General features: G+C 61.0%; 24 protein-coding genes. 13 read left to right on the top strand and 11 right to left on the bottom strand.

All coding sequences use genetic code 11. The features are described from left to right. Positions 1-24: 24 nt before the first annotated feature. Positions 25-1524 (bottom strand): replicative DNA helicase, encoded by a 1500-nt coding sequence (dnaB, locus tag IPM54_05090; protein MBK9259192.1) that lies wholly within the window; start codon positions 1522-1524, stop codon positions 25-27. Positions 1525-1586: 62 nt separating this feature from the next. Between dnaB and IPM54_05085 the strand changes: the two genes are divergently transcribed. After that, positions 1587-2594, top strand: a complete 1008-nt coding sequence (locus IPM54_05085) for a hypothetical protein (protein MBK9259191.1) — start codon at positions 1587-1589, stop codon at positions 2592-2594. A gap of 12 nt (positions 2595-2606) precedes the next feature. On the opposite strand, the gene IPM54_05080 is transcribed toward IPM54_05085, so the two are convergent. The 6 genes from IPM54_05080 to IPM54_05055 all read right to left on the bottom strand — a co-directional run bounded on the left by IPM54_05080 (position 2607) and on the right by IPM54_05055 (position 6582). Then, on the bottom strand, positions 2607-3050 hold the full coding sequence (locus tag IPM54_05080; protein MBK9259190.1) for a 50S ribosomal protein L9: 444 nt from the start codon (positions 3048-3050) through the stop codon (positions 2607-2609). A 25-nt stretch (positions 3051-3075) separates the two neighbouring features. After that, on the bottom strand, positions 3076-3393 hold the full coding sequence (locus tag IPM54_05075) for a 30S ribosomal protein S18 (protein MBK9259189.1): 318 nt from the start codon (positions 3391-3393) through the stop codon (positions 3076-3078). Between the two features lie 2 nt (positions 3394-3395). After that, a complete protein-coding gene (rpsF, locus tag IPM54_05070) occupies positions 3396-3935 on the bottom strand; it encodes a 30S ribosomal protein S6 (protein MBK9259188.1) in 540 nt (179 codons plus the stop codon). Positions 3936-4056: 121 nt separating this feature from the next. Then, the gene (locus IPM54_05065; GenBank protein MBK9259187.1) at positions 4057-4737 is read right to left on the bottom strand and encodes an aminoacyl-tRNA hydrolase; all 681 of its coding nucleotides are present in this window, start codon (positions 4735-4737) and stop codon (positions 4057-4059) included. Positions 4738-4794: 57 nt separating this feature from the next. Beyond that, complete coding sequence (locus IPM54_05060; protein ID MBK9259186.1) at positions 4795-5511, bottom strand: 50S ribosomal protein L25/general stress protein Ctc; 717 nt, start codon at positions 5509-5511, stop codon at positions 4795-4797. A gap of 126 nt (positions 5512-5637) precedes the next feature. Beyond that, positions 5638-6582: a ribose-phosphate pyrophosphokinase gene (locus tag IPM54_05055; GenBank protein ID MBK9259185.1), complete on the bottom strand. Its 945-nt coding sequence runs from the start codon at positions 6580-6582 to the stop codon at positions 5638-5640. Between the two features lie 143 nt (positions 6583-6725). Between IPM54_05055 and IPM54_05050 the strand changes: the two genes are divergently transcribed. From IPM54_05050 to IPM54_04995, 12 genes are all read left to right on the top strand, one after another. Next, positions 6726-7769 carry a bifunctional riboflavin kinase/FMN adenylyltransferase gene (locus IPM54_05050; protein ID MBK9259184.1) on the top strand — a complete coding sequence of 348 codons (1044 nt, stop codon included), beginning with the start codon at positions 6726-6728 and terminating at the stop codon, positions 7767-7769. A gap of 28 nt (positions 7770-7797) precedes the next feature. Then, positions 7798-9171 (top strand): 3-phosphoshikimate 1-carboxyvinyltransferase, encoded by a 1374-nt coding sequence (gene aroA / locus IPM54_05045; protein ID MBK9259183.1) that lies wholly within the window; start codon positions 7798-7800, stop codon positions 9169-9171. A 20-nt stretch (positions 9172-9191) separates the two neighbouring features. Further along, complete coding sequence (locus IPM54_05040) at positions 9192-9872, top strand: (d)CMP kinase (protein MBK9259182.1); 681 nt, start codon at positions 9192-9194, stop codon at positions 9870-9872. Beyond that, a complete protein-coding gene (locus IPM54_05035; protein ID MBK9259181.1) occupies positions 9844-10806 on the top strand; it encodes a hypothetical protein in 963 nt (320 codons plus the stop codon). The genes IPM54_05040 and IPM54_05035 overlap by 29 nt, the downstream gene beginning before the upstream one ends. A 51-nt stretch (positions 10807-10857) precedes the next feature. Next, a complete protein-coding gene (locus tag IPM54_05030) occupies positions 10858-11421 on the top strand; it encodes a hypothetical protein (GenBank protein ID MBK9259180.1) in 564 nt (187 codons plus the stop codon). Positions 11422-11464: 43 nt separating this feature from the next. Next, positions 11465-12577 carry a hypothetical protein gene (locus IPM54_05025; GenBank protein ID MBK9259179.1) on the top strand — a complete coding sequence of 371 codons (1113 nt, stop codon included), beginning with the start codon at positions 11465-11467 and terminating at the stop codon, positions 12575-12577. A gap of 233 nt (positions 12578-12810) precedes the next feature. Beyond that, complete coding sequence (locus IPM54_05020) at positions 12811-14580, top strand: 30S ribosomal protein S1 (GenBank protein MBK9259178.1); 1770 nt, start codon at positions 12811-12813, stop codon at positions 14578-14580. Positions 14581-14683: 103 nt separating this feature from the next. Next, a complete protein-coding gene (locus tag IPM54_05015; protein MBK9259177.1) occupies positions 14684-15073 on the top strand; it encodes a hypothetical protein in 390 nt (129 codons plus the stop codon). 39 nt (positions 15074-15112) lie between these two features. Beyond that, complete coding sequence (locus IPM54_05010; GenBank protein MBK9259176.1) at positions 15113-15655, top strand: HIT domain-containing protein; 543 nt, start codon at positions 15113-15115, stop codon at positions 15653-15655. 138 nt (positions 15656-15793) lie between these two features. After that, positions 15794-17059 carry an AI-2E family transporter gene (locus IPM54_05005; protein MBK9259175.1) on the top strand — a complete coding sequence of 422 codons (1266 nt, stop codon included), beginning with the start codon at positions 15794-15796 and terminating at the stop codon, positions 17057-17059. Positions 17060-17101: 42 nt separating this feature from the next. Next, positions 17102-18148, top strand: coding sequence for a hypothetical protein (locus tag IPM54_05000; protein MBK9259174.1), 1047 nt, complete (start codon positions 17102-17104; stop codon positions 18146-18148). Positions 18149-18172: 24 nt separating this feature from the next. Next, on the top strand, positions 18173-18601 hold the full coding sequence (locus IPM54_04995) for an HIT family protein (GenBank protein ID MBK9259173.1): 429 nt from the start codon (positions 18173-18175) through the stop codon (positions 18599-18601). A 169-nt stretch (positions 18602-18770) separates the two neighbouring features. On the opposite strand, the gene IPM54_04990 is transcribed toward IPM54_04995, so the two are convergent. The 4 genes from IPM54_04990 to IPM54_04975 form a co-directional block, all read right to left on the bottom strand. Continuing rightward, positions 18771-19805 carry an AAA family ATPase gene (locus IPM54_04990; GenBank protein MBK9259172.1) on the bottom strand — a complete coding sequence of 345 codons (1035 nt, stop codon included), beginning with the start codon at positions 19803-19805 and terminating at the stop codon, positions 18771-18773. 174 nt (positions 19806-19979) lie between these two features. After that, the gene (locus tag IPM54_04985) at positions 19980-21536 is read right to left on the bottom strand and encodes a hypothetical protein (GenBank protein MBK9259171.1); all 1557 of its coding nucleotides are present in this window, start codon (positions 21534-21536) and stop codon (positions 19980-19982) included. Further along, positions 21530-21676 carry a hypothetical protein gene (locus IPM54_04980; protein MBK9259170.1) on the bottom strand — a complete coding sequence of 49 codons (147 nt, stop codon included), beginning with the start codon at positions 21674-21676 and terminating at the stop codon, positions 21530-21532. Before IPM54_04980 ends, IPM54_04985 begins: the two co-directional genes overlap by 7 nt. Positions 21677-21754: 78 nt before the next feature. Continuing rightward, positions 21755-22393 (bottom strand): Uma2 family endonuclease, encoded by a 639-nt coding sequence (locus tag IPM54_04975; protein MBK9259169.1) that lies wholly within the window; start codon positions 22391-22393, stop codon positions 21755-21757. Positions 22394-22470 lie beyond the last annotated feature (77 nt).

The raw sequence follows: 22470 nt of genomic DNA, 5'->3' as shown, positions 1-22470 counted from the left end.
GCGAGAGGTCGATCCCTTGGGAGTTTATTCGTCGTCGGCCATCTCGGGGTAATCCCCAGGGGCAAGGTTGTCGAACCGCGTATACGACGACGCGAACCGTACGAGGACTTTGCCAGTAGGACCGTTTCGCTGCTTGGCGATGATGATCTCGGCAATGCCTTTCTTATCGGTCTCCTGCGGGTTGTAGTACTCGTCGCGGTAGATGAACATGATCACGTCCGCGTCCTGCTCGATGGCACCGGACTCGCGCAAGTCGCTGAGCTGAGGACGCTTGTCCTTGGTATTGCGCGTCTCGACTGCACGGTTGAGCTGCGACAACGCAATGACCGGGACGCGCAGCTCTTTGGCAAGCTGCTTCAAACCGCGAGAAATCTCGCTGATCTCTTGCTCGCGGCTTTGCGCACCATCGCGCCCCTTCATGAGCTGCAGGTAGTCGATGATGATGAGCCCCACGCGACGCTCGGGTTGTCCCGGCGCAGTGGGTCGGTTGTATTCGGCCTGGATCCGCCGCGTCTTTGCACGCACTTCGAGAAGGCTGATGGCCGGCGTGTCATCGACCCAAATGGGAAGCGTCGACAAGTAGGACGCAGCTTCGGTCAGGCGGCGCCAATCGTCTGGCTGGAGAAACCCTTGGCGCAACTTGCCGACATCCACACGCCCTTCACTGCACACCATACGACTCGCAAGTTGCTCGCGCGGCATTTCGAGCGAGAAGACGCAGACGCCAAACCCCGGCTCTTGATGCTCGTATCCGTGACCGTCTTCATTCGGACCCGCAGCACGTACCGTGCGCGGCGATGCGACGTTCACCGCCATGTTGAGCACGAACGATGTTTTGCCCATGCCCGGACGCGCTGCGACGATCGTGAGGTCACCGTCGTGCAAGCCCGCCGTCTTCGAATCGAGCCGCTCGAAGCCCGTGGACACGCCCGTGATACGATCGCCGCGCTCGGCAGCCGCCGTGATCTGCTCGAAAACGGTCTTCAGAACTTGCGCAATCGGCTGAACACTCGTCGATTCAGCGGTGCGTGCGAGGTGATAAACCGCCTGCTCGGCACCATCGATGAACTCCTGCACCGTGCCGACGTCGCCATATCCTTCGGCGGCGATGCGCTGACATGCCCCGATGAGCTGACGAAGACGCCACTTCTCATGAACGACCTTCGCGTGAGCACCCACGTGCGCAACGGCAGGCGTCGCATCGACGAGCTGCGCGAGATAACTCGGCCCGCCGATGTGGTTGATCCACTCGCGACTGCGGAGCCACGAAGCAACCGTCGTGATGTCGACCGGCGTGCCTTCGGTGGCGAGCTGCACGGCCGCCTCGAAAATGCGCCGGTTCGCGTCGCTGTAGAAATGCTCGGGCTTGAGCAGCTCGAGGACGCGATCGAGCGCGTCGCGTTCGAGGAGGACGGCTGCGAGCACGGCAGCTTCGGCATCGAGGTCATGCGGCGGAACTCGGCCTGCGACCGGAACGGGCTCGTTCTGCTGAGAGTTTCGACCTCGGCGCCCTTGCGTCTGCATGTTCACTTCTTCACCGGATCACCCCAAGTCATCCCGAACTTTTCCACAAGGCAGGGCTCCAAATGGGAGACGCCCCGAAGGCAAAAACCTTCGAGGCGCCGGGATTGGCCGGACAAGATATCAGGCAATTGCCGCACGTACCACCTCGAACGATGGAGCTCGAAGCGAGCATGAGCGGACGAGACGCACAGAGCGAGATCATCTGCGTAGGCGAAACGCTGTGGGATCTACATGTGCCCGAAGGAACAGCTCTTTCGGAAGCAAACCATGTGCGGTTCGAACCGGGAGGAAGCGCGACGAACGTAGCGCGACATCTCGTGAAACTTGGAGTGCGCGCAGGCGTCGTTGGGGTCGTGGGCGATGATCCCCTTGGATTGGCACTCATCGAGCGGCTGTTACGCGAGGGCGTCGACGTGCGTCACATGCAGAAGATGTCAGCACGCACGGGGCTCGTGGTGTTGTCGAGCGCTCCGCCAGTTGCCGTCGGGTATCGAGCTGCGGAAGAGGAAGCCCAAGCGTTTCGGCAAGCGCTTCATGGATCGTTCGAAGCCCGCATCGTGCATTTTTCGAGCTTGCTACCGAATCGCACGGCGATTCATGCGCTCACGCGCGCAGCGCAGCGCGCACGAAAAGCGGGAAGCGTGGTGACGGTCGACGCGAATCTGCGCCCGCGACTATGGCGCGGTGACGCGGTGGCCAAGACAAACCATTACGAATTGCTCGAAGTAGCAGACATGGTGAAGGTGAGCGCCGATGATCTGAACGTGCTCGGAATGAATGATCCCGTCTCACTGCGAGACAGGTTGAAGCCGGATGCGATTTTGATCGTGACGAGCGGTGCAGGACCTACGCGCGCTTGGAGTCCGCGGGGCGAGGTGGAAGTAAGCGTCGTCAAGCTCGATGTGCCGACCGCGGTCGGCGCCGGGGATGCGTTTGTCGCGGGGTGTTTGTCCGTGATGCTCGACGTGCATCCACGCCTGTGGGCGACGCTTTCGGAACTGGAAGGGATCATCGCGCGTGGAAACGCAATCGCGCGGTCCTCTCTCGAAGACCGCGCGATGCGCAGCTAACGATGTGCGTAATCAGGCCTTGGCGGCGACCGTGACTTCGACGTTCGCGGTCACGCTGGTGGCGAGGCGAATCGGCACTTGGTAGGTGCCGAGCGCCTTGATCGTTTCGACGCCAATGCGACGGCGATCGACGTTGAAGCCCTGTGCTGCGAGAGCCTCTTCGACGTCGCGCGACGTTACGGAGCCGTACAATCGATCGCCTTCACCAACCGGCTTGTGGATGGTGATCTTGACGCCGGTGAGCTTCTGCGAGAGCTCTTCGGCGGCCTTCTTGGTCTTTGCGGCGCGAAGCTCGGCGACTCGCTTCTCGTGCTCGATACGCGCAACGTTCTCTGCCGTGGCGCCCACTGCGAGTCCACGGGGGATGAGAAAGTTGCGAGCGTAGCCGGGACGAACGCGAACGAGCTCGCCGCTCTTGCCGACGTTGGGAATTTCCTCGGTGAGGACGACGCGGATGTAGTTGGCCATGACGTCCCTCTCCTTATGCCGTGACGGTGAACGGGAGCAGCGCGATGTTGCGCGCGCGCTTGATGGCAAGCGTGACTTTGCGCTGATGCAAAGCGCAGTTGCCACTGATGCGACGCGGAACGACCTTGCCTCGCTCCGAGATGAAGTACTTGAGCGCCTGCGGATCTTTGTAGTCGATCACGAGCGCCTTATCGGCGCAGTAACGACAAACCCGCTTGCGGCCCGTGCGACGACGACCAGGGGCGTCGGCGTTGAGATCAGGAGTTCGCGCGAAATCGCGATCATCCATTTCGATGTTGCGGTTGCTGCCGGAGTCCATTCGCGAAGTCATCGTCACGCTCCCTCGTCCTCGTCGCCACCCATGTCTGCGTCCGCATCGAGATCGTCGAGCTCACCGGACAGCGGCGCTTCGGACGTGCGCTCCTGACGGCGCTCGGGCTCGATGAGGCCAAGCTGACGCTCACGCGATTCGTCGCGCTCTTCTTCGAGCGGCGGCAGCTCGACACGCTCGAACTTCACGTCATCGGCCGCAATCTCCATCGTCGCGACTTCGACGTCGTTACGAACGAGAACGGTTTGGTACTTGATGACGCCGTCGAGCAGGCGCAGGTTGCGCTCGACCTCGGACACGACGCGTCCGGTGCCGAGGTACTTCAGGTAGACGTACACGCCGCGACGGTGCTTGCGGATGTCGTACGACAAGCGGCGGCGACCCCAGGTTTCAACCTTCGTCAAGCGGCCGTTCTCACGACCGATGACCTCGGACAAACGCGTTCCGACACGGTCTGCTGTGTCGGCATCGATGTCCGGCTTCATGATGTAGATCGTTTCGTATTCTCTGGCGCGATTCGGCGCCGTAACCAGTCGGCTCATACGGATCCCCTTGGACGATGGCCCCGAAAGCGATTGCCTCGGAGCGAGGACACGCAGCGCGGGTGTTTTTCAGGACCGACCGCACTGCGTTCGCGAAAGAAGCGCGAGCTCGAAGTTCCCATCAAGGCTTCTTGCTCTCGCCCGTCACCGAGATGGTTTGTCCCGGCGACGCTACAGGCTCGGAGGCCGCTGCCCCTTCACCTTGATCTTTCGCTTGTTTTTTCCCGGTTTTTGGCCGGGCATTACGAACGTTCATCGCGGCAGCTACGCCGCGAGCGGCGACTTCTAGCACAGTTTCCGCCGCAAGCTTCAAGATGTCTGGCAAGTTCGCACGTTCGACCGCGTCGAACGATGACAAGACGTAATCGGCCACTTCGCCTTGAAAACCTGGAGGCGGCCTACCAATGCCAACCCGCAGCCGAATGAAGTCTCCCGTACCTACGTGAGCGACGATCGATCGCAGGCCGTTGTGTCCAGCATGTCCGCCACCGACCTTCAACCGAACCTGGCCAAACGGCAGGTCGAGCTCGTCGTGGACGACGATGAGGTTTGTCGGAGCGATCTTGTGAAACGCGAGCGCAGGTTGCACGCTGCGCCCCGACTGGTTCATGTACGTCTGGGGCTCGAGCAGCATGGCTTGTTCGTCGCCGAGCGTGGCGCGAGCGACGAGACCGGAAAACTTTTCACGGAAGCTGTCGGCACGAACGCGTGAGGCAAGGTCTTCGACGACCATGAAGCCGACGTTGTGCCTGTGCGAAGCGTAGGCTTTGCCTGGATTGCCGAGGCCGACGACGAGAAACATGCGGGAAATAGCGGTGGGCGAACAGCGAGCCGGGCCCGCTGTTCATTCGAGGTCGAACTACTTCTTTGCGGCAGGCTTCGCAGCCGGGGCAGCCTTGGCGGCAGCAGCAGGTGCCGCAGCCTTGCCAGCAGCCGGTGCAGCACCCTTGGCCGCAGCAGCCGGAGCAGCACCCGCGGCAGCCGGAGCGCCAGGAGCACCCGCGGCAGCTTCTTCGGCCTTCTCGGGAACGGCGATGACGATGACCGTTTGCTCCTCGGGCAAACGCACCTTCACGCCTTCGGGCAATTGGATCTGACCCGCCTTGATGGTGTCGCCGAGATCGAGCTCGGTGACGTCGATGTCGACGATGACGGGAATCTTTTCAGGCAAGCAGCGGATCGGCAGGTTGCGGAAGATCTGCTGCAAGATGCCACCCGTAACCGTGCCCTTCGCTTTGCCGGTGCAGCGCACGGGCACTTCGACGTCGACCGGTTGATCCAGTTTGACCTGCAAGAAATCTGCGTGGAGCAGATCGCGCGAGATCGGGTGATAGTCGAAGTCGCGCACCATGACGGTGTAGCTCTGCGAATCGTTGACGGACAGCTCGATCACGGAGTTTTTCCCGTGCGGTGACTTGAGCACCTGGAGCAGTTCTTTGGGAGCAACGGCGACGGTGAAAGCGGCAAGGCCTTTGCCGTAACAAACCGCGGGGATCTGTCCGGTGCGGCGGAGCCGGTTCGACGGGCTTTTTCCGCTGTCGGGACGAGGGGTGGCGCTGAGCTTGATGATTTCCATCATGGGACGACTCTCCGAAATCCGAGACGCGGCGCTATAGCAGAGTTTGGAGGAAGTGGGGCACTCTTCCGTGCGAGCGCTGCATTTGGGCGGCTTTTCACGTGTGCAGCCGCGAAGGTTATTGGGTTAGACGAATAGCGAGCTCACCGAGTCCGAGTGGTGAATTCTGCGGATCGCCTCGGCGAGTAGACGAGCCACGCTGATGACCTTGAACTTCCCCGACGCCCGGGCTTCCTCGGACAGCGGGATGGAATTGGAAACGATCACCTCGGTCAGCGGTGATTCTTTGATGCGCGACACCGCCGGTCCGGACAGAACGGGGTGCGTCGCGCAAGCCGCCACGCTCTTGGCGCCGGCCTTCGCAAGCGCGTTGGCCGCGTTTACGAGCGTGCCGGCAGTATCGATGATGTCGTCGAGCAGCAAGCATTTGCGCCCCTCGACCTCACCGATGATGTTCATCACTTCGCTTTCGTTTGCGCGTTCGCGACGTTTGTCGATGATGGCGAGCGTGCCACCGAGGCGTTTGGAAAACGCCCGAGCACGTTCGACGCCACCAGCGTCAGGCGAAACGATGACGACGTCGTGCCCGTAGTGTTCGCGTAGGTGCTGCTCGAGCAGCGCGGGCATGGCGAACAAGTGATCGAAGGGAATGTTGAAAAACCCTTGGATCTGACCTGCATGCAGGTCGATCGCGACCACGCGGTCGACGCCGGCTGCTTGCAGCAGGTCAGCGACGAGCTTGGCCGTGATCGGCGTACGCGGCGCGACCTTGCGATCTTGCCGAGCGTACCCGTAATACGGAATCACGGCGGTGATGGATCCTGCCGACGCACGTCGGAGCGCATCCACCATGATGAGCAGCTCCATGACGCTGTCATTCACCGGCGAACACGTCGACTGAACGACGTAGGTATCCACGCCGCGGACATTTTCCTGGATCACGCAAAACGTCTCGCCATCGGAAAAGCGGGACACACGACACTTGCCAAAGGGCTGTTCCAGCACCTGGCAGATCTCTTGCGTAAGTGCGGAACTCGCGTTCCCCGAAAAGATGCTCACCCTCTTGAACACCGGAGCAGCCTCCCTTGCCGGGGTATGAACGGCGGCGCGGAAGTACCAGTCAGAACCTAGACCGTCAAGGATCAATCGATTCGAAGTGCAGTTCGGAAGCCTTGAGCTTTGCGCTCGACGGCCGTGTTGATTAGGTACGCGCTGTGGATCGTTTCTTGGACGCACGAGAAAAACCAGGCAGCCTCGTCGCGATTGGCAACTTCGACGGAGTCCATCGTGGACATCGCGCCGTGCTCGCCGAAGCTGCCGACATCGCTCGTGCGCGCGGGCTCGAGCCCATCGTGCTCACGTTCGATCCACATCCAGCCGAAGTGCTCGGTCGCAAAGCACCACCACTGCTCACTTCACTCGAACGCAAGAAGCAACTTTGCCAGCGCGCGATGTCGGGAGGTCGCGTGGTGGTCGTATCGTTCGATCGCACGTTCGCCGCGCAAACGCCGCGCGAATTCGCCGAACGCGTGATCGTTCCACTTGGGACACGCGTGGTGATGGTGGGGAAAAATTTTCGCTTCGGAGCCAATCGCGCAGGCGACTTCGACGAGCTTTCGAGACTTGGCAACGAGCTCGGATTCGAAACGCGTTCGCACGCGCTCGTCGGTGACGACGCGGGATCCTGGTCGTCGTCGCGCGTGCGAAACGAGATCGCCCAGGGCCATTTGGAAGAGGCGTGTCGCATCCTCGGACGCTGGCATTCGCTGTCCGGCACGGTCGTACACGGCGACAAACGCGGCCGCACGATCGGTTTTCCCACCGCCAACATCGTCGACATCCGTGAAGCCTTGCCGCCGTTCGGAGTGATGGCGGTCGTCGTGGACGTGGCCTCACCCCCTGGCCCCCTCTCCACAAGTGGAGAGGGGGAAAATGCCTCACCCCCTGGCCCCCTCTCCACTGACGTGGAGAGGGGGAATGCGTGGCGGATGCTCGGACGAGGCGTTGCGAACCTTGGGCTTCGTCCAACGGTGGATTCGTCTGCGACGCAGCCACGGCTCGAAGTGCATCTGTTCGACTTCGAAGGAAATCTCTACGGACGACGACTGCGCGTGCATCTCGTGCAACACCTTCGTCCGGAAAAACGTTTCACCGGAATCGATATGCTCCGAGCACAAATCATCGAGGACTCGAAGCGAGCTCGCGCCGTGCTTGCAGACGTCCGCCCCGATCCGAACGCACGAGGCGCGTGGGCATGAACCAACGCATTCTGCTAGAGCGATTTGCGTGACAGATCTCGTTGTCTTCCCTTACGAACGTCCGCTTGCGGGCAGCGTGCCCGTACCTGGTGACAAGAGCATCGCGCATCGCTCCATTTTGCTTGCCGGCTTGGCGAGCGGGCGAAGCGAAGTCAAAGGCGGCGCTCTCGGTGCCGACAATCTCTCGACGCTCGCCGCGCTCGAAGCGATGGGCGTCGCCGTGGAAAAACCGAGCGGTGCCCCGGATACGCTCGTCATCTCCGGCGTGGGGCTCGATGGGCTACGCGCGCCGACAGGCCCCATCGACTGCGGCAATTCGGGCACGACGATGCGCCTTTTGTCCGGCGTGCTCGTCGCTCAAAGGTTTGCCTCGACGCTCGTTGGCGACGAATCGCTGACGCGAAGGCCGATGGAGCGCGTCGCGCGTCCGCTGCGTCAACGAGGCGGTAGGATCGAAGGTCGAATCGATACCAAGCGCGTCGGAGAAATCACGGCGCCGCTCCAGATTGGACCGCTGCCCAAGCCGGCGGTCTTGGCCGCTCTGGAATACGAAATGCCCGTCGCGAGCGCTCAAGTGAAAAGCGCGATCCTGCTTTCGGGTCTGTGGGCGGATGGCCCGACGTACGTGCGCGAGCCTCATGTTTCGCGAGATCACACCGAGCGACTTCTCATCGCGCTCGGGGTCCCCATTCAAACGATCGGCCCGATGATCGAGCTCGATGGTCCATCGTTCTCGGGCAAACTGCCTGCGTTCTCCATCACGGTTCCAGGCGATCCTTCATCGGCCGCGTTTCTTCTCGCAGCGGCGCTCCTTATCCCGAATAGTCAGGTCACCGTACGACGTGTCGGGACAAACCCGACTCGCACGGGTCTCTACGAAGTGTTGCGCGACATGGGTGCATCGCTCGCCTTCGAACCTCGTGGCGAAGAAATGGGTGAGCCGGTTGCGGACGTGCATGCTTGGGGCTCCAACCTTTCGGGCGGACGGCTCGGAGGCGAACTGGTGGCGCGGGCGATCGACGAAGTGCCCATTCTGTGCGCGCTGGCTGCACGCGCGAAAGGCATCACGACGATCGAAGATGCATCCGAGCTGCGTGTGAAAGAGAGCGACCGCATCGCGACGATGGCGCGCGTGCTCCGAGCTTTCGGCGTCGTCTGCGAAGAGCGACCCGATGGGCTCGTGATCGAAGGCTGCCCGGACAAACCTTTGCGCGCGGCAGACGTGTCGAGCGAGGGCGACCACCGCATTGCAATGGCTTCGGCGGTGCTCGGCTTGTGCGCGGATGGGCCCTCGCGCGTGCGAGAAGCAGACAACATCGCAACGAGTTTTCCGCGGTTCGTGGGTACGCTACGGGCGTTGGGTGCGCGCGTGGACGTGGAGCAAGCGAGAGGTGCAACGTGAGTGGCGATGGGCGCCGTAAAATACGCGTGGCGATCGATGGTCCGGCCGGCGCCGGTAAAAGCACGGTGGCGCGCGCGCTCGCCGAACGTCTTGGCTATCTGCTGCTCGATACGGGCGCGCTTTACCGAACGGTAGCGCTCGCAGCGCAACGCGCGTCGATCCCGTGGGAGGATGCTCCACGCATGGGATCGCTCGCCGAGGATCTCGTGGCGCGCCATCGTTTGGTCATCGAACGCGCCGAGAGCGTCGGAATGCGCATTCGCCTCGACGGGGACGACGTTTCGTCGGCGATTCGTGCTCCCGACGTGAGCGTGGGCGCGAGCCGAGTTTCGTCGATTCCAGCGGTGCGAGCTGCGCTGCTCGACATGCAACGTCGTGAAGGCACCGAAGGCGGCGTGGTGCTCGAAGGACGCGACATCGGTACGGTCGTTTTCCCCGACGCAGAGGCAAAGTTTTTCCTGACCGCATCTGCAGAAATTCGCGCCAAGCGCCGGTATGAAGAGCTCGTCGCTCGAGGCAAGGCCGAGTCGTACGAATCGACGCTCGCGGACGTCGAGAGCCGAGACAAAGCAGATACGGAACGTGCTGTCGCACCGCTCAAGCAAGCCGACGACGCCATCGTGGTAGATTCGAGCAATCGCGACGTGAAGGACGTCGTCGAGGAGATGGCTCGTGTCGTCGAAGCGCGGCAGCGCGTGTGAGCTCGATGAAGAAGTGACGCGACAACTTGGTCGGCGCGCGCTTCTTGGCGTCTTGGGGCTCGCGCTGGCGAACGTCGCGTGTGGATCGAGCACAAGCGCGGCCAATTCCCCACGAGCGCCGAGCAAAAAGCAGCGGTTCGACGCGATCGAGCTCTTTCCAGCCGACCTCGATGTCGTCGTGCGCGTGGATCTGGCACGCATGCGAGCATCGCTGGGACCCGTGGCGGATGGTTTGTCGGCGCGCGTGGGCTCGGAAATGGACGCACGCGACGAGCTCGCAAGCCGCGCGATACAGCGTGCACGTGTTGCGTGGATCGGTACGCGCATCGCGGACATCGAAACGGGTGATCGGGTGATGGTCATCGAGGGAGACGTCGAAGACCTGCGTCCGGATCCGAGCTTGTTCGAGGTGCTGGATCCGCCGCTCTCCGATGCGATCAAGACCTTCGAACGACGCGGGCCACTCGCGCGCGATGCAACGGCTCGAATTCATTTGCTTGGAGGTCGAACGATGGTGTTCGTCTCCGGTGTCGAAGTGGATGGTGTCGAGCGAGTGCTCTTGCGAGGAGCGGATCCGGGGCGGCGCGATCCACCGGCGGAAGGCCTCCTCAGTGCGGACCTGCGAGGCAGGCGATTGCCTGTGGGGCTCGAGCGAAAATTTCCATCGATTGGTGCGATCGTGCGCGGCGTGAAGCGTGCGCGCGCGAGCGTGACGATGGTCGACGAAGGCCTACGAGCGGACGTGGAAGTGGTAGCGGCATCCGATGCAGCCGGCTCGAAGCTGGAAGGGTTTTTGACGGCGCTGCGCGAAGGTGGACAAGGCAGTCGGTATGCAGCGCTTTTCGATGGCATGCGTGTCGAACGCCTCGAGCAAGCGGTGCGCGTGACGTGGCTCGTACCGCTGGAGATGCTGCGCGTCGTGGTGGAGAGCTAACGCGCGAACATTGCTTTGCTCGACGTTTGCAAAGTAGCATCCGTCGCGAACATGAATGTCCTGCGCAGCACGGAACCGAACGCGGCGCAGAGATGCATCCGTGTTTCACTCTCGATCACTCCACTACGTGGCACCGATGAAGATCTTGCCGGACTGCTGGGAAATTTGTTTTTCGACTTCCTTCAGTTGATGGGGGTGTCGCGACAAATCAGCTCGAAGGTCAATGTGCAAATCATCGAGCTGACGACCCATTTGCTAGAGCATTCCGTCCTTTTTCCTGGGGCGTTGAAGCTCGACTTCGCGATGACGGGAGACGAAGTGACCGTCGACGTCTCGGATCCCATGGCATCCGAGCGTGATGACGTCGCGACCAGGCAGTTTCACTTGGTCTCGAGCGCCGAGGATCCCAAGCGGCTGCTTGCCGATATGGTGCTCGAGCGTCGCATCGATCGTGCCAAGGGGGGTTTGGGATTGATGCGCCTGACGGAGGAATCGAAGATGCGTCTTTCGAGGAACTACAAGAAGCGCCGCGGCGGCGGCTCGGGCAGTGATGGTGGCGAAGGGTCGTCCGCGCCTGCGTTGGTTTTGGCGCTGCCGCTGAAGCGTTCCAAATAGATGCGCGTGCACTCGACGCGGCGATTGCATACGCTGCGTTTCGATGGCCGACACGCTGGTCGACCCCGTAGAACCGGTTCCTCCCACCGAACGCGATCCCCATCCGGCTCCGGCTGCCGATCCGCCGCCTGCTGATCAGCCGCCACCAGCCGATCCGCCGCCGCGACCTTCGCGCTCGCGCGTTCTTTTCGTGGCCGCTTTTGCAGTCGCGTTCGCGGGAGCAGTGGCCGCATTGGCGCTGTGGTTCTTGGTTTTTCGTTACAAACCAACGGCGCTTGCGCACGTGCCGGCGGGCAGCAACGTCGTCGTGCGCATCGAAGCGGCCGACATCGTTCTTTTTGGTCCCGTACGAAATCACTTCCTGCCGCTCCTAATCGAAGACAAACCGCAAGGACCGGCATTGAACAAGGTGCCGTTGGTCGAACGTCTTCACGAACGTACGGGGGTACGGCTGCCTTTGGATGTGCGAGAAATCCTCGTCGCAACGATGGATGGCACGAGCTTCGTCGCACTTTTCGGCGGACAAATCGCGCGTGGAAAGTTTGTCGCAGGCCTTGCAGACGTGGCTCGAGAAGAAGGTTGGGCAGGCTTTCACCTCGATGGCGAAGTCCTCGTTGGACCTCGCGTAGCAGTGGGTCAAGCAGACGATGGAACGATCATCGTCGGGACCGACAAAGCGATCGTAGAGAATGCGCTGCCTGCGACGGATGAAGGAGCGAAGCTGGGTTTGCCCGCCAAAGGAGCGGTCACGTTCGTCGTTGCAAAACCCGCTTGGGAAACGCTTTCGACCGCTGGGAAGCTCGTCCCTCGAGCAGGAGCGTTCAGTGGGGTTCGTCGCGGAACAGGATCGTTCATTCTCGGAAGTTCCCCGGAAATCGTGCTGCGCCTCGAGCCGAACGAAGGCGCCGATTCGGCGGCGATCGAGCAAGGAGCTACGGCGCTGCTGTCGAATCTTCGGCTGCTCACATTGCTCGTGCCCGATCGAACGGGCGAAAAAGAGGCGCTCAGGCAAGCCGTGGTGGCCCGTGAAGGGGCGCAGGTCGTGATTCGAGCGCCCTGGCCATACGAAGGGCTTGATCGTGGAGCTGCGCTTTTGGCCGCGCAATTGCGTGGAAACGACGCTCCCCAGCCGACGCTTCCCGCTTCCTCGCCATGATCCGTCGCGAATGGATCGTCAATGATCCATGCCGAGGAGCCGCAAGAAGCCTTGGAAGCGGCGCTATCGACAGCGTTGACAACACTCGGGCCACGGACTAGAGGGACCGCTCTCCCGGTGCCGGGTCTATGCCCGACGTGTGCCCGAGGTCGGCTCGATGTGAGCTGCACGCATACGCGGAAGCGATGGCTTGCACAGGGAAATCCAAGGGAAGGAAGGTTTTAACAGACCACATGGGAAGTAACGCGAACGTGGAGACGGTAGGATCAGACATCGGAGAGAGCTTCGCTGCGCTTTTCGAACAGCGTGTCGAATCTGATTTCGCGCGCGAAGGCGAGATCATCGCGGGGACGGTCGTACAGGTCGGTCGTGACTCGGTGGTGGTCGACATCGGCGGTAAGAGCGAGGGTGTGATCCCGCTCCGAGAGTTCGCGGATGCCACGGGCCAAATCACGGTCAAGGCCGGTGACAAGGTAGATGTCTACATCGAGAGCCGCGAGAACGACGACGGCCTCGTCACCTTGTCCAAAGAGAAGGCCGACAAGATGAAGGTTTGGGATGAGATCTCGAACGCTTGTGAAGCGGACGAACTCATCGAGGGCACGATCAGTCAGCGCGTCAAGGGCGGTTTGTCCGTCACGATTCGCGGCGGCGTCAAGGCCTTCCTCCCTGGCTCCCAGGTGGACCTGCGCCCGATCCGAAACTTGGACAAACTGATCGGACAAACCTACAAGTTCAAGGTCATCAAGTTCAACAAGAAGCGCGGAAACATCGTGCTGTCCCGTCGCGTGCTGCTCGAACGCGAGCGCGACGAGATGAAGCAAAAGACGCTCGAAACCCTCACCGAGGGCATGACCGTCAAGGGCACGATCAAGAACATCACCGAGTACGGCGCCTTCGTCGATCTCGGCGGCATCGATGGCCTGCTCCACATCACCGACATGAGCTGGGGTCGCGTCAATCACCCCAACGAAGTCTTCAACGTCGGCGACGAAGTCACCGTCAAGGTGCTCAAGTACAACCCCGAGACCGAACGAGTTTCCTTGGGCCTCAAACAAACCCAAGAAGACCCGTGGAACCACGCCGAGGAAGCTTATCCGGCTGGTAAGAAGGTCCGCGGCAAGGTCATGTCGATCACGGACTACGGCGCGTTCGTCGAGCTCGAACCGGGCGTCGAAGGCCTCATTCACGTGAGCGAGATGAGCTGGACCAAGAAGGTCAAGCATCCGTCGAAGCTGCTCGACGTCAATCAAGACATCGAATGCCAGGTGCTCGAAGTCGACGCTCGTGCCAAGCGCATCAGCCTCGGCCTGAAGCAACTCGAGCCCGATCCGTGGATGCTCTTCACGGACAAGTACCACCCCGGCGACAAGATCGCGGGCAAGGTCCGATCACTCACGGACTACGGCGTCTTCGTCGGGATCGAAGAGGGCGTCGACGGCATGGTGCACAAGAGCGACCTCTCGTGGACGGCGCGTGTCAACAACCCGAGCGACCTCTATCACAAGGGGGACGACGTCGAAGCGATCATTCTCTCGATCAACCACGACGAGAAGAAGGTTTCGCTTGGCATCAAGCAGCTCTGGGATGATCCCTGGCCGACGATCCTCAGCGAGTTCGCTCCGGGCCGCGTGATCGAAGAAGCCGCGATCATCAGCATCGTCGACTACGGCATCTTCGTGCGCCTGCGCGAAGGCGTCGAAGCGCTGGTGAACACGGCGGACATCGTCGAAGCCGAAGGCACGAAGCTCAAGGTGGGCGATGTCATCCGCGTGGAGATCTCCTCGATCGACACGGTGGAGCGACGTCTCTTTGCGACGATGAAGAACGTCGGCGTGGAGAAGCCGCAACCGGCCGAACGTCCGCGCAAGCAAAAGGGCGGCACAACCGCAGCAGCTCCGGAAGAGGACAAGGCCGCACCGGGAACGGTCGGCGACCTCATTCGCGAGAAGCTCGCCGGCAAGCTCGACCTGAAGGGCAAGCAAGCCAAGGACCAAGAGTGATTGGTTCGATCACGGACGGTTTGTCCCGTCTGTGACGAGAGAGGGGCGCAGGAATCTGCGCCCCTTTTTCTTTGGCCCCGCCGACCCGCGCTACATTGCTTTCGTGAAACCCGCTCTCGTTGCCTCCGTCCTCCTTGCGTCGCTGGTCACTGCGCTTCCGGTCCGCGCTGATCCGCCTACAGAGCCGTGGTTTGGCGCCGATAAAGCCAAACACTTCACCATATCGGCGGCGCTTGCTGCGACGGGATACGGTTTGTCGGCGCTCGCCATCGATGGTCGGAAGAACCGCGTCGTGCTCGGTGCAACACTCGCCCTCGGTGCGGGTTATTCGAAGGAAGTGCTCGATGCGGTCGGGTTTGGCACGCCTTCGTGGAAGGACTTCGTTTGGGACGTGCTCGGCACGGGTGTCGGCGTTGGTGTTGCGTTCGCCCTGGATGCTGCTTTTTCGCCGTCTTCCGCATCGGCGTCTCGGACGGCCCCGGCGCCACGTTGATCGCTTCCTGTACCGAGCGATGCTAGCGTGACCATTTCGATGGGTCATCCGCTCTGGGCGCCGTGGCGCATGGAGTACCTCCTTGCGAAAAAGGGTGGTTCCTGCGTTTTTTGCAACGTCGATGCAGCCAATGCCGAAGAGTTACGCGCGCGTTACGTCGTGTGCGACACACCACGAGCGTTTGTCGTACTGAACCGTTACCCATTCACTGCCGCGCACTTGCTCGTCGTGCCGCACGCTCACGTGAGCGCGCTCGATGATTTGTCGATGGATGATTATCGCGCGCTTTTCGACCTCGTGCGCGAAGCCTCCGTGCGCCTGCGTGCTGCGGTTTGTCCCGACGGACTCAATGTGGGCATGAATCTTGGCGCCGCAGCGGGAGCAGGCATTGCCGAGCATCTGCACGCGCACATCGTTCCGCGCTGGAATGGCGATACGAACTTCTTGCCCGTGCTTGGGGACACGCGCGTCGTCCCTCAAGCGCTCGACGCGACGCTCGATCATTTGCGACCGTTCTTTTCTGATCTTCCGGCTGCGCGGCTGCCGCGCGCCGCGAGCACCACTTCGGAACCCGAGGGCTGATCTTTGCAACCCGAGCAAACGACGAACAAGTCCGTGGAACCTCAAAGCTCAGCGCCGGATCGCCCGACTGCGCGTCGCGTGTTTTTGACCGTCAGCGCCGTCGCAGTGGCCGCCGTATGCATTGCCGCACAAGCCGTGATGCTGCCGTTTGTCCTGGCACTCGTCGTCGCCTACGTCCTCACCCCCGCAGTTTTGCGTGTGGAGCGCCAACGGGTGCCCAGGTGGGCGGCCATCTTGCTGGTGTACGCGATGACGCTCGGCGCGATCGGCGGCTTCATTGGCATCATCGTTCCGCGCCTCATTTCCGAAGGACAGGCCCTCGTGGCCGAGTGGCCGAATCTGAACCGCAAGGTGCGCCACGAGTGGTTGCCGGCGATCGACACACGCATCGTTCGTTGGACGGGACAAACGCCTGCGCCAGTCGATCCCGATCCCAATGCACAGCAAGAGCTACACGGATCTCCTCTCGAGCCAAAGCCCGAGGAACAACCGCCGCCCATACGCATCGTCAAACGTGACGATGGCTCGTACGACGTCCACCTGAGCGACGACTTGCGACTGCACCAAGCCGAGGCGGGTACGTGGACGATCGTCAACTCGGAGCCTCGACGTTTGTCCTCGGCGACGATGCTTCGTCAGGCATTCGACAAGGCGGCCTCGTATCTCAAGCAGAATGCCACTGTCTTTCTGAAGATCGGTCAGCAGATCGCCAACGCGATCTCGCGCGGCATCTTCAACCTCTTCATGACCTTGATGCTCGCCGGGTACATCATGCTCACCCACGAGCGAATCATCAATTTTTTCCGCGAGTTATGGCGCCCGGTGGATCGACCCTCGTTCGACTTGTTCCTGCGGCGGCTCGATCGAGGTTTGTCCGGGGTCGTACGAGGCCAGCTCCTCATTTGCGCCGTCAACGGCGTCTTGTCCGCAATCGGCTTCTGGCTCTTCGACCTCAAGTACTGGCCGATCCTGTCGATCTTGGCGGCCGTGATGTCGCTGATTCCCATTTTCGGCTCGATCCTGAGCTCGATTCCAGCCGTCGCGATTGGTCTGACGCAGTCACCCGCGGTCGCGCTTGGCGTGCTTGCGTGGATCGTGGGCATCCATCAGCTCGAAGCGAACTTCCTGAACCCGAAGATCATTGGTGACGCGGCCAAGATTCATCCGGTGCTCGTGGTGTTTTCGCTGCTCGTCGGGGAACACTTCTTTCAAATCACCGGAGCACTTTTTGCGGTTCCGTGCATGTCGATCATCCAAACCATCTTCCTGCACTTCCGCCAATCGACGCTGGGGCTTTCCGATCCCATGGCAACGATTCCGCCTGTCACGCCAACTACCCCGCCGGACGCAGGCTCCACGCCCTCGAGCGCTCCTCGAACCGGAGAAACGAGCGCAACGGCCTAGATTCGGGTGTTTTGTACTGTCGCGTGATATGAAGCCGTCGCCTTGAAGACGAGCGACAAACCCAAGAACAATTCGACCGACAAGCCGAAGAAAGTAGATACGCCGAAAGGCGCCTCTGCAGCGGACAAACCGAAGGCGACAGCGGACAAACCGAAGGCGTCGAACAAGCCCGGCGCGCGGGCCAAAGACGCCCGCGAGGCGCTCATGGCATCGGCTCGGGAAAAGCAAACTGCAGCACCCGATCCGCTCGCAGCGCTCGAACCGAAGAAGCTCGCCGTGCGCATCGGCATACCGCTCGCGATCGTGTGGGTCATCGCGCTGGTGCTGAATGGTTGGATCCCCAAAGTCGTGGCGCTCGTCATCACGCTCGGTGTCGCGGCGCTCATGGCGTGGGTCTTCCGTTATGCGAAAAAGTCGCGAGCCGTCGCGAACCTCGTGAAGACCGCGGACACGCCGGAAGCGCGCAAGGATGCGCTCCAGAAGCTCGAGAGCGAGTTTGGCAAGGATGATCCAGCGGCGGTTTTTGCGCGTGCGCAGCTCGAAATGTCCGAGGATCCGCGCAAGGCGCTCGCGACGCTCGAGACCATCAAGCTCGAAAAGGTGATGCCTCCGGTGGCGGACGAGGCGCGAGCGCAGCGGGCGATGATTCATCTGATCTTTGGCGAGACGGAAGCGGCCAAGGAGCTCGTGGACAGGGTGGATTTGGGGCGGCACAAGGATGCCAAGGGGCGAGCGTTGATTGCGGCGATCGTGGGCGAGGCGTGGGCTCGAGCAGGGCAAGCGAAGAAGGCTGTGGAGCTGCTCGAAACGCTCGACGTGAACGACGAGACGTTTGCGGACATCAAGCCGCAGTTATTGCGTTCGCGTGCGTTTGCGTATGCGTGGACGAACGACACGAAGAAAATGAAAACGACGCTGCGGACGCTTTCGGGGATGAACGTGCAATACCTGGCGTCGTTCATTACGAAGAAAAAGAATCCGGCAGGGGTATCGCCAAAGGGCGTGCACCCGCTGCTCGAAAAAGAAGCGTACGAGATGTTCATGAAATCGGGGATGGCGCAGCGAAAAGTCGAATATCGTCGGGGCTAGTCACCAGCGCCTTCGGGAGGGGACGTGAAAACAGATTGCGCGTTTTGCCAGATAGTGCGGGGCGAACTGTCGGCGCACGTCGTTCTCGACGAACCTCACGTCATTGCGTTTCTCGACCGTAGTCCCATTTTTCACGGTCATTGCCTGGTGGTCCCGCGCGACCATGTGCGCACGTTGCCGGACTTGCCAGGCGACATGATTCTGCCGCTGTTTTCGGCGGCGCAGCGGATTGCAGCTGCGGTTGAAGTGGCGCTCTTGGCAGAAGGTACGTTCGTCGCAATGAACAACAAGATCAGCCAAAGCGTGCCGCATTTGCACGTGCATGTCGTTCCGCGGCGTAAAAAAGACGGATTGCGCGGCTTTTTCTGGCCGCGCGTTGCTTACAAGTCGGACGAGGACATGCAGCTCGTGACGACGGCGATTCGCAAAGAGCTCGCGAATCGCGCAGAGTGAGGCCAAATTCGGGGGGTATGGGGGGCGGAGCAGTCGGCTCGTCTTTTGGGCGTAGCCCAAAAGACTCAAAGAGCCGCCTGCGAGCCCCCCATCGTAAACTAGCCTCGCGCAGCGCGCGTCCTACGCGCGCGAAGCGAGCGTACAGATCTTGGCCTGGCATCGAGTGGATTCATCCAAGCGCCTTATCCAAGGCTGCGCGCATGGCGCTTTCGTCTCGAGTCGCAATTCGTTCGGCCGTCAATTTGCCGTTGTCCAGTCCGAGGCCCAAAATGTTCAAATCGCTTTGTGCCCACGCGGGTGCATGCGCGCGCAGCGCTTCGATGAATGCGATGCAATGGGTGCTCGCAATGACTTGCACACCTCGATCGACCGCGGTCCAAATGAGTTGCGCCAGAAGAGCAATCGTTCGCGGACTTTGGTGTGTTTCGGGCTCTTCGATGAGAATGAGACCGTGCGGCGTGATGGCCAATTCGAGCGCAATGCGGACGAGGCAAGGGATGCCATCGCCGAGGGCCATGAGCGGCACATTGCCTCGATCGTGGACGACGTAGACGACCGGAGCGGCTTTGTCGGTCAAAATGGTGATGTCTCGAATGCGATCGCCGAACACTGCGCGCAGCACGCTGACGGCCTGATCCAAACGACCACGTTCCATCGCTGCGACGACCAATGCATCGAGCGGCTGATTGCTACCGTGGGGAATATCGATGAGCTTCGTATCCCACCGGGCGACGCGTTCTTCGGAGAGTTTGCACTGGTACGAGTTATCGGCGAGGAAACCGACCAATGCCGCATGGGCGCCCGAAGGTGAATCGACGTCCACCATGATACTGCCGCTCGCGGGCACGGAAGGCCGCTGCGCCGATAGGTCATGGGCCAAGTCCGCATCGATCGTGTCGTTGAACGTAAGCTTCGTCGATCGCCGTTCGAGCTGTCCGCCACGTTGTCGCGCGACTTCAATGAGCGTGCCCGGTTCTGCTTGTCGCGGCACGAGCCAACGAGCGCCATTCCATACGTCCGGGCGCCGCTGTACGGCGCGACCGACGTCATCTCCGGGATCATTGCCAGCACCAATGAGGAGCGCATCGAGCACCGTCGATTTTCCGCATCCATTCGGTCCCACGAGAGCCACGAGCGGGCTCAGATCGGTCAGGCGCCCTTGCTCGACACCTCGCAGTCCTGCAATGGACACTTCATGAATCATCTACGGAAGCTCCTCGTGGTTCGTGCCGGCTTCCCTGCGGAAGCGTCGATATCGAGGTGTACTCGTACCGAAAGCACGAGCCTTGGTCAAGAAACCTGCACGCTCGAGACCTGCAATCGACTTGTAATGCAGATCCAATCGCGCGAGAAGTTCTCCTTCCAATGAAAGCGCTCGTCATTCCACGACGATCGTCCCAGCCCCTCCATCCAGGACGATCATCTGTCCCGTCGTAATCGCCGCCGTTGCATTGGGTACTCCAACGACCGCTGGAATGCCATATTCGCGCGCCACGACAGCTCCGTGTGACATGCTTCCACCCATTTCCATGACCAGCCCCGCGGCCGTCAAAAACAGCGGCGTCCATCCAGGATCGGTGGAGGGTGCGACCAAAATTTCGCCAGGATCGATTTTCGCTCCAACGGGATCGAGCACCACACGCGCCTTGCCTTTGACGATACCCGACGATGCCGGCGTACCCGACAAACCGTTTGCCCTCAAATCACTGGCCAAACTCACTTCGGGCTCCGTGCCATCCGAAAGAAGCACGCGTGGAACGTGCTTGCGGCCCATTTCTCGATCTCTCCGGAGACGGCGTTCCGCAATGACAGCCTGCATGTTTTTCCCGCCGACCACCGCTCGTAATTCGGGGATGTCCAAGAAAAACACATCGTCGGCAGTTTGAAGTTTGCCCTCGTTCACGAGCCCCTTGCCCGCTTCGAGCAACAGCTCACGAGCATGCGCCACCATGCGTACCATGCCAAACTTCGGCACTTCCCGAGCACCCAAGAGGCGCCTCACTCGATTGACCGCAAATGCCCCCACCTTTCCCTGCACGAGCCCACGTTCACGAGCTCGCTTGGCAAGCTCGGCGGCCATCTTTTCCGCTTCCTCGGCGCCGCGAGCAAACGCTGCATCCGGCGCCAATGCATCGTCACCCAATGCCAAATAATTCGCCAAGCTGCCCAGAATATGCGTGGGATCGTCACGCCAGCGCGCGACACCCATATCGATTTCCGCAACGCCACGCGCCCCCCACTGCTCCAAAAAAGCATCGAGCTCACGCTGAAGAACACCTGGAAGCGCCTGTTCTCGATAACGCTTTGCCAGCTCCGCAGGCGGTTCGCCCATGAGCGCATTTCGCGACGCTTCGTCGATACCTACTCGGCGCGACAAGTGCCACAATTCGAGATCCATTTCGGTCGTGGGATTGTTCGGAAGTGAACGAAGCAGCGTATGGACGTCCTCTTCGGTGATTGAATCCCCAAGCGCGCGGCGCATGAGGAGCATCGATACGAGCGCTCCGGCAAGACTCGGAAGCGCCGTGGTGACGAATTTCCCCGCGCCTTGTCGCAACATGCGCTCCACGGCGTCGACGTATGCGGATGGCGAAGAGCCTTCTGGGACTTGCGAGAGTGCAATGGCTTCGTCGACTTTGCTCATGATTCGAGAAGGCACGGCTTCGGGATTGGCGAGCGCCTTTGCAAGCGTCACGGGCGCACGCGTCCGAGCGAATCCCCGCAAAACTGCTTTTCCAATTTTCAAAATGGGCGTGTGAACCTCGCCAAAACGTTCATCGGATGCGAGTGTCTTCATCACTTGCCCCGTGCGTGCTTCCATCCGCGACGCGGCGAATTGGAATAATTTGCGGCCGAGCGGATTGCGAAACACGCCGGTGATGTCCAGGAAAAGGCGCTCTCCGCCAATGGCCCAAAGCGGCGCGCCATTCAGCACGTCATCGTCGAGAAGGCCAATTGGGTCCGCGACGTTGCCACTCGTGGATCGATGCCTCGGTCCGCTCGATAAGCGACCGCTCGCTCATTGAATAGCGATGCCCAGCAGCGCCGAATCGAATCGAGTAGGAGACGAGCGATCGAGGGACGCGAGGGGCAGGACGGATGGGGAGGCTGTCATGGGCGTAGGAGGGACGGTCCTACGGCACGAGCGGGGCGTCAATCGGAAGTGGAGGGTTCGACTTTGGATTCTTCTTCGGAGCGTTTCGGTTCATCGCGAAAAAGACGCCCAACCTGAAGTGGCATCACCTCGAATGGCTCGGGAGAAACGATTTCACCCGGCTCTGCGACGAGAATCTCGAGATAGCCCTCGGATGTCCAGCGATAAATATGAAATAATTGATTCGCAGGATCGACAATCCAATAATATGGGATTTCATGTCGATGGTATACTCGTTTCTTTTTCACAAGGTCATTGCCGCGATTCGTAGAAAGAATCTCACAGACCCAGTCCGGCCGAATTCGAACAGGAGTGTCTTCCGGAAACTCAGGAACACGGGAACGCCGCCAGCCTGTAACATCCGGTCGTAGAGTATTTTGGGCGTCGAAATAAACTTCGACTTCCGTGACAATCCACCAACCACCAGGAGCATCGCCAGCAGGAGGTTGATCGAAAGGATCGACAAACGCCGCAATCCGGCGCTGGGCACGTCCGTGTCGTGGAGAAGCGGCCTCTTTCGGGCAAAGCATCCCTTCGATCAGCTCGTGCCTTCGCTCCTCCTCAGGGATGGCCAGAAGGTCGTCGAGCGTCGCACGCGCAACCTGCGGTTCTTTGGGTTTGCGGGCTGGCACGTTCATGCCGAGAAGATACAACACACCACCGGCGGTGGCGAGACTTTTTTGGAAGCGCCGAGCCTACTCAGGTAGGGGTTCGG

It is taken from the genome of Polyangiaceae bacterium (genome assembly GCA_016715885.1).
Taxonomy (GTDB): Bacteria; Myxococcota_A; Polyangia; order Polyangiales; family Polyangiaceae; genus Polyangium.
This window is presented reverse-complemented; position numbering and strand designations above follow the sequence as displayed.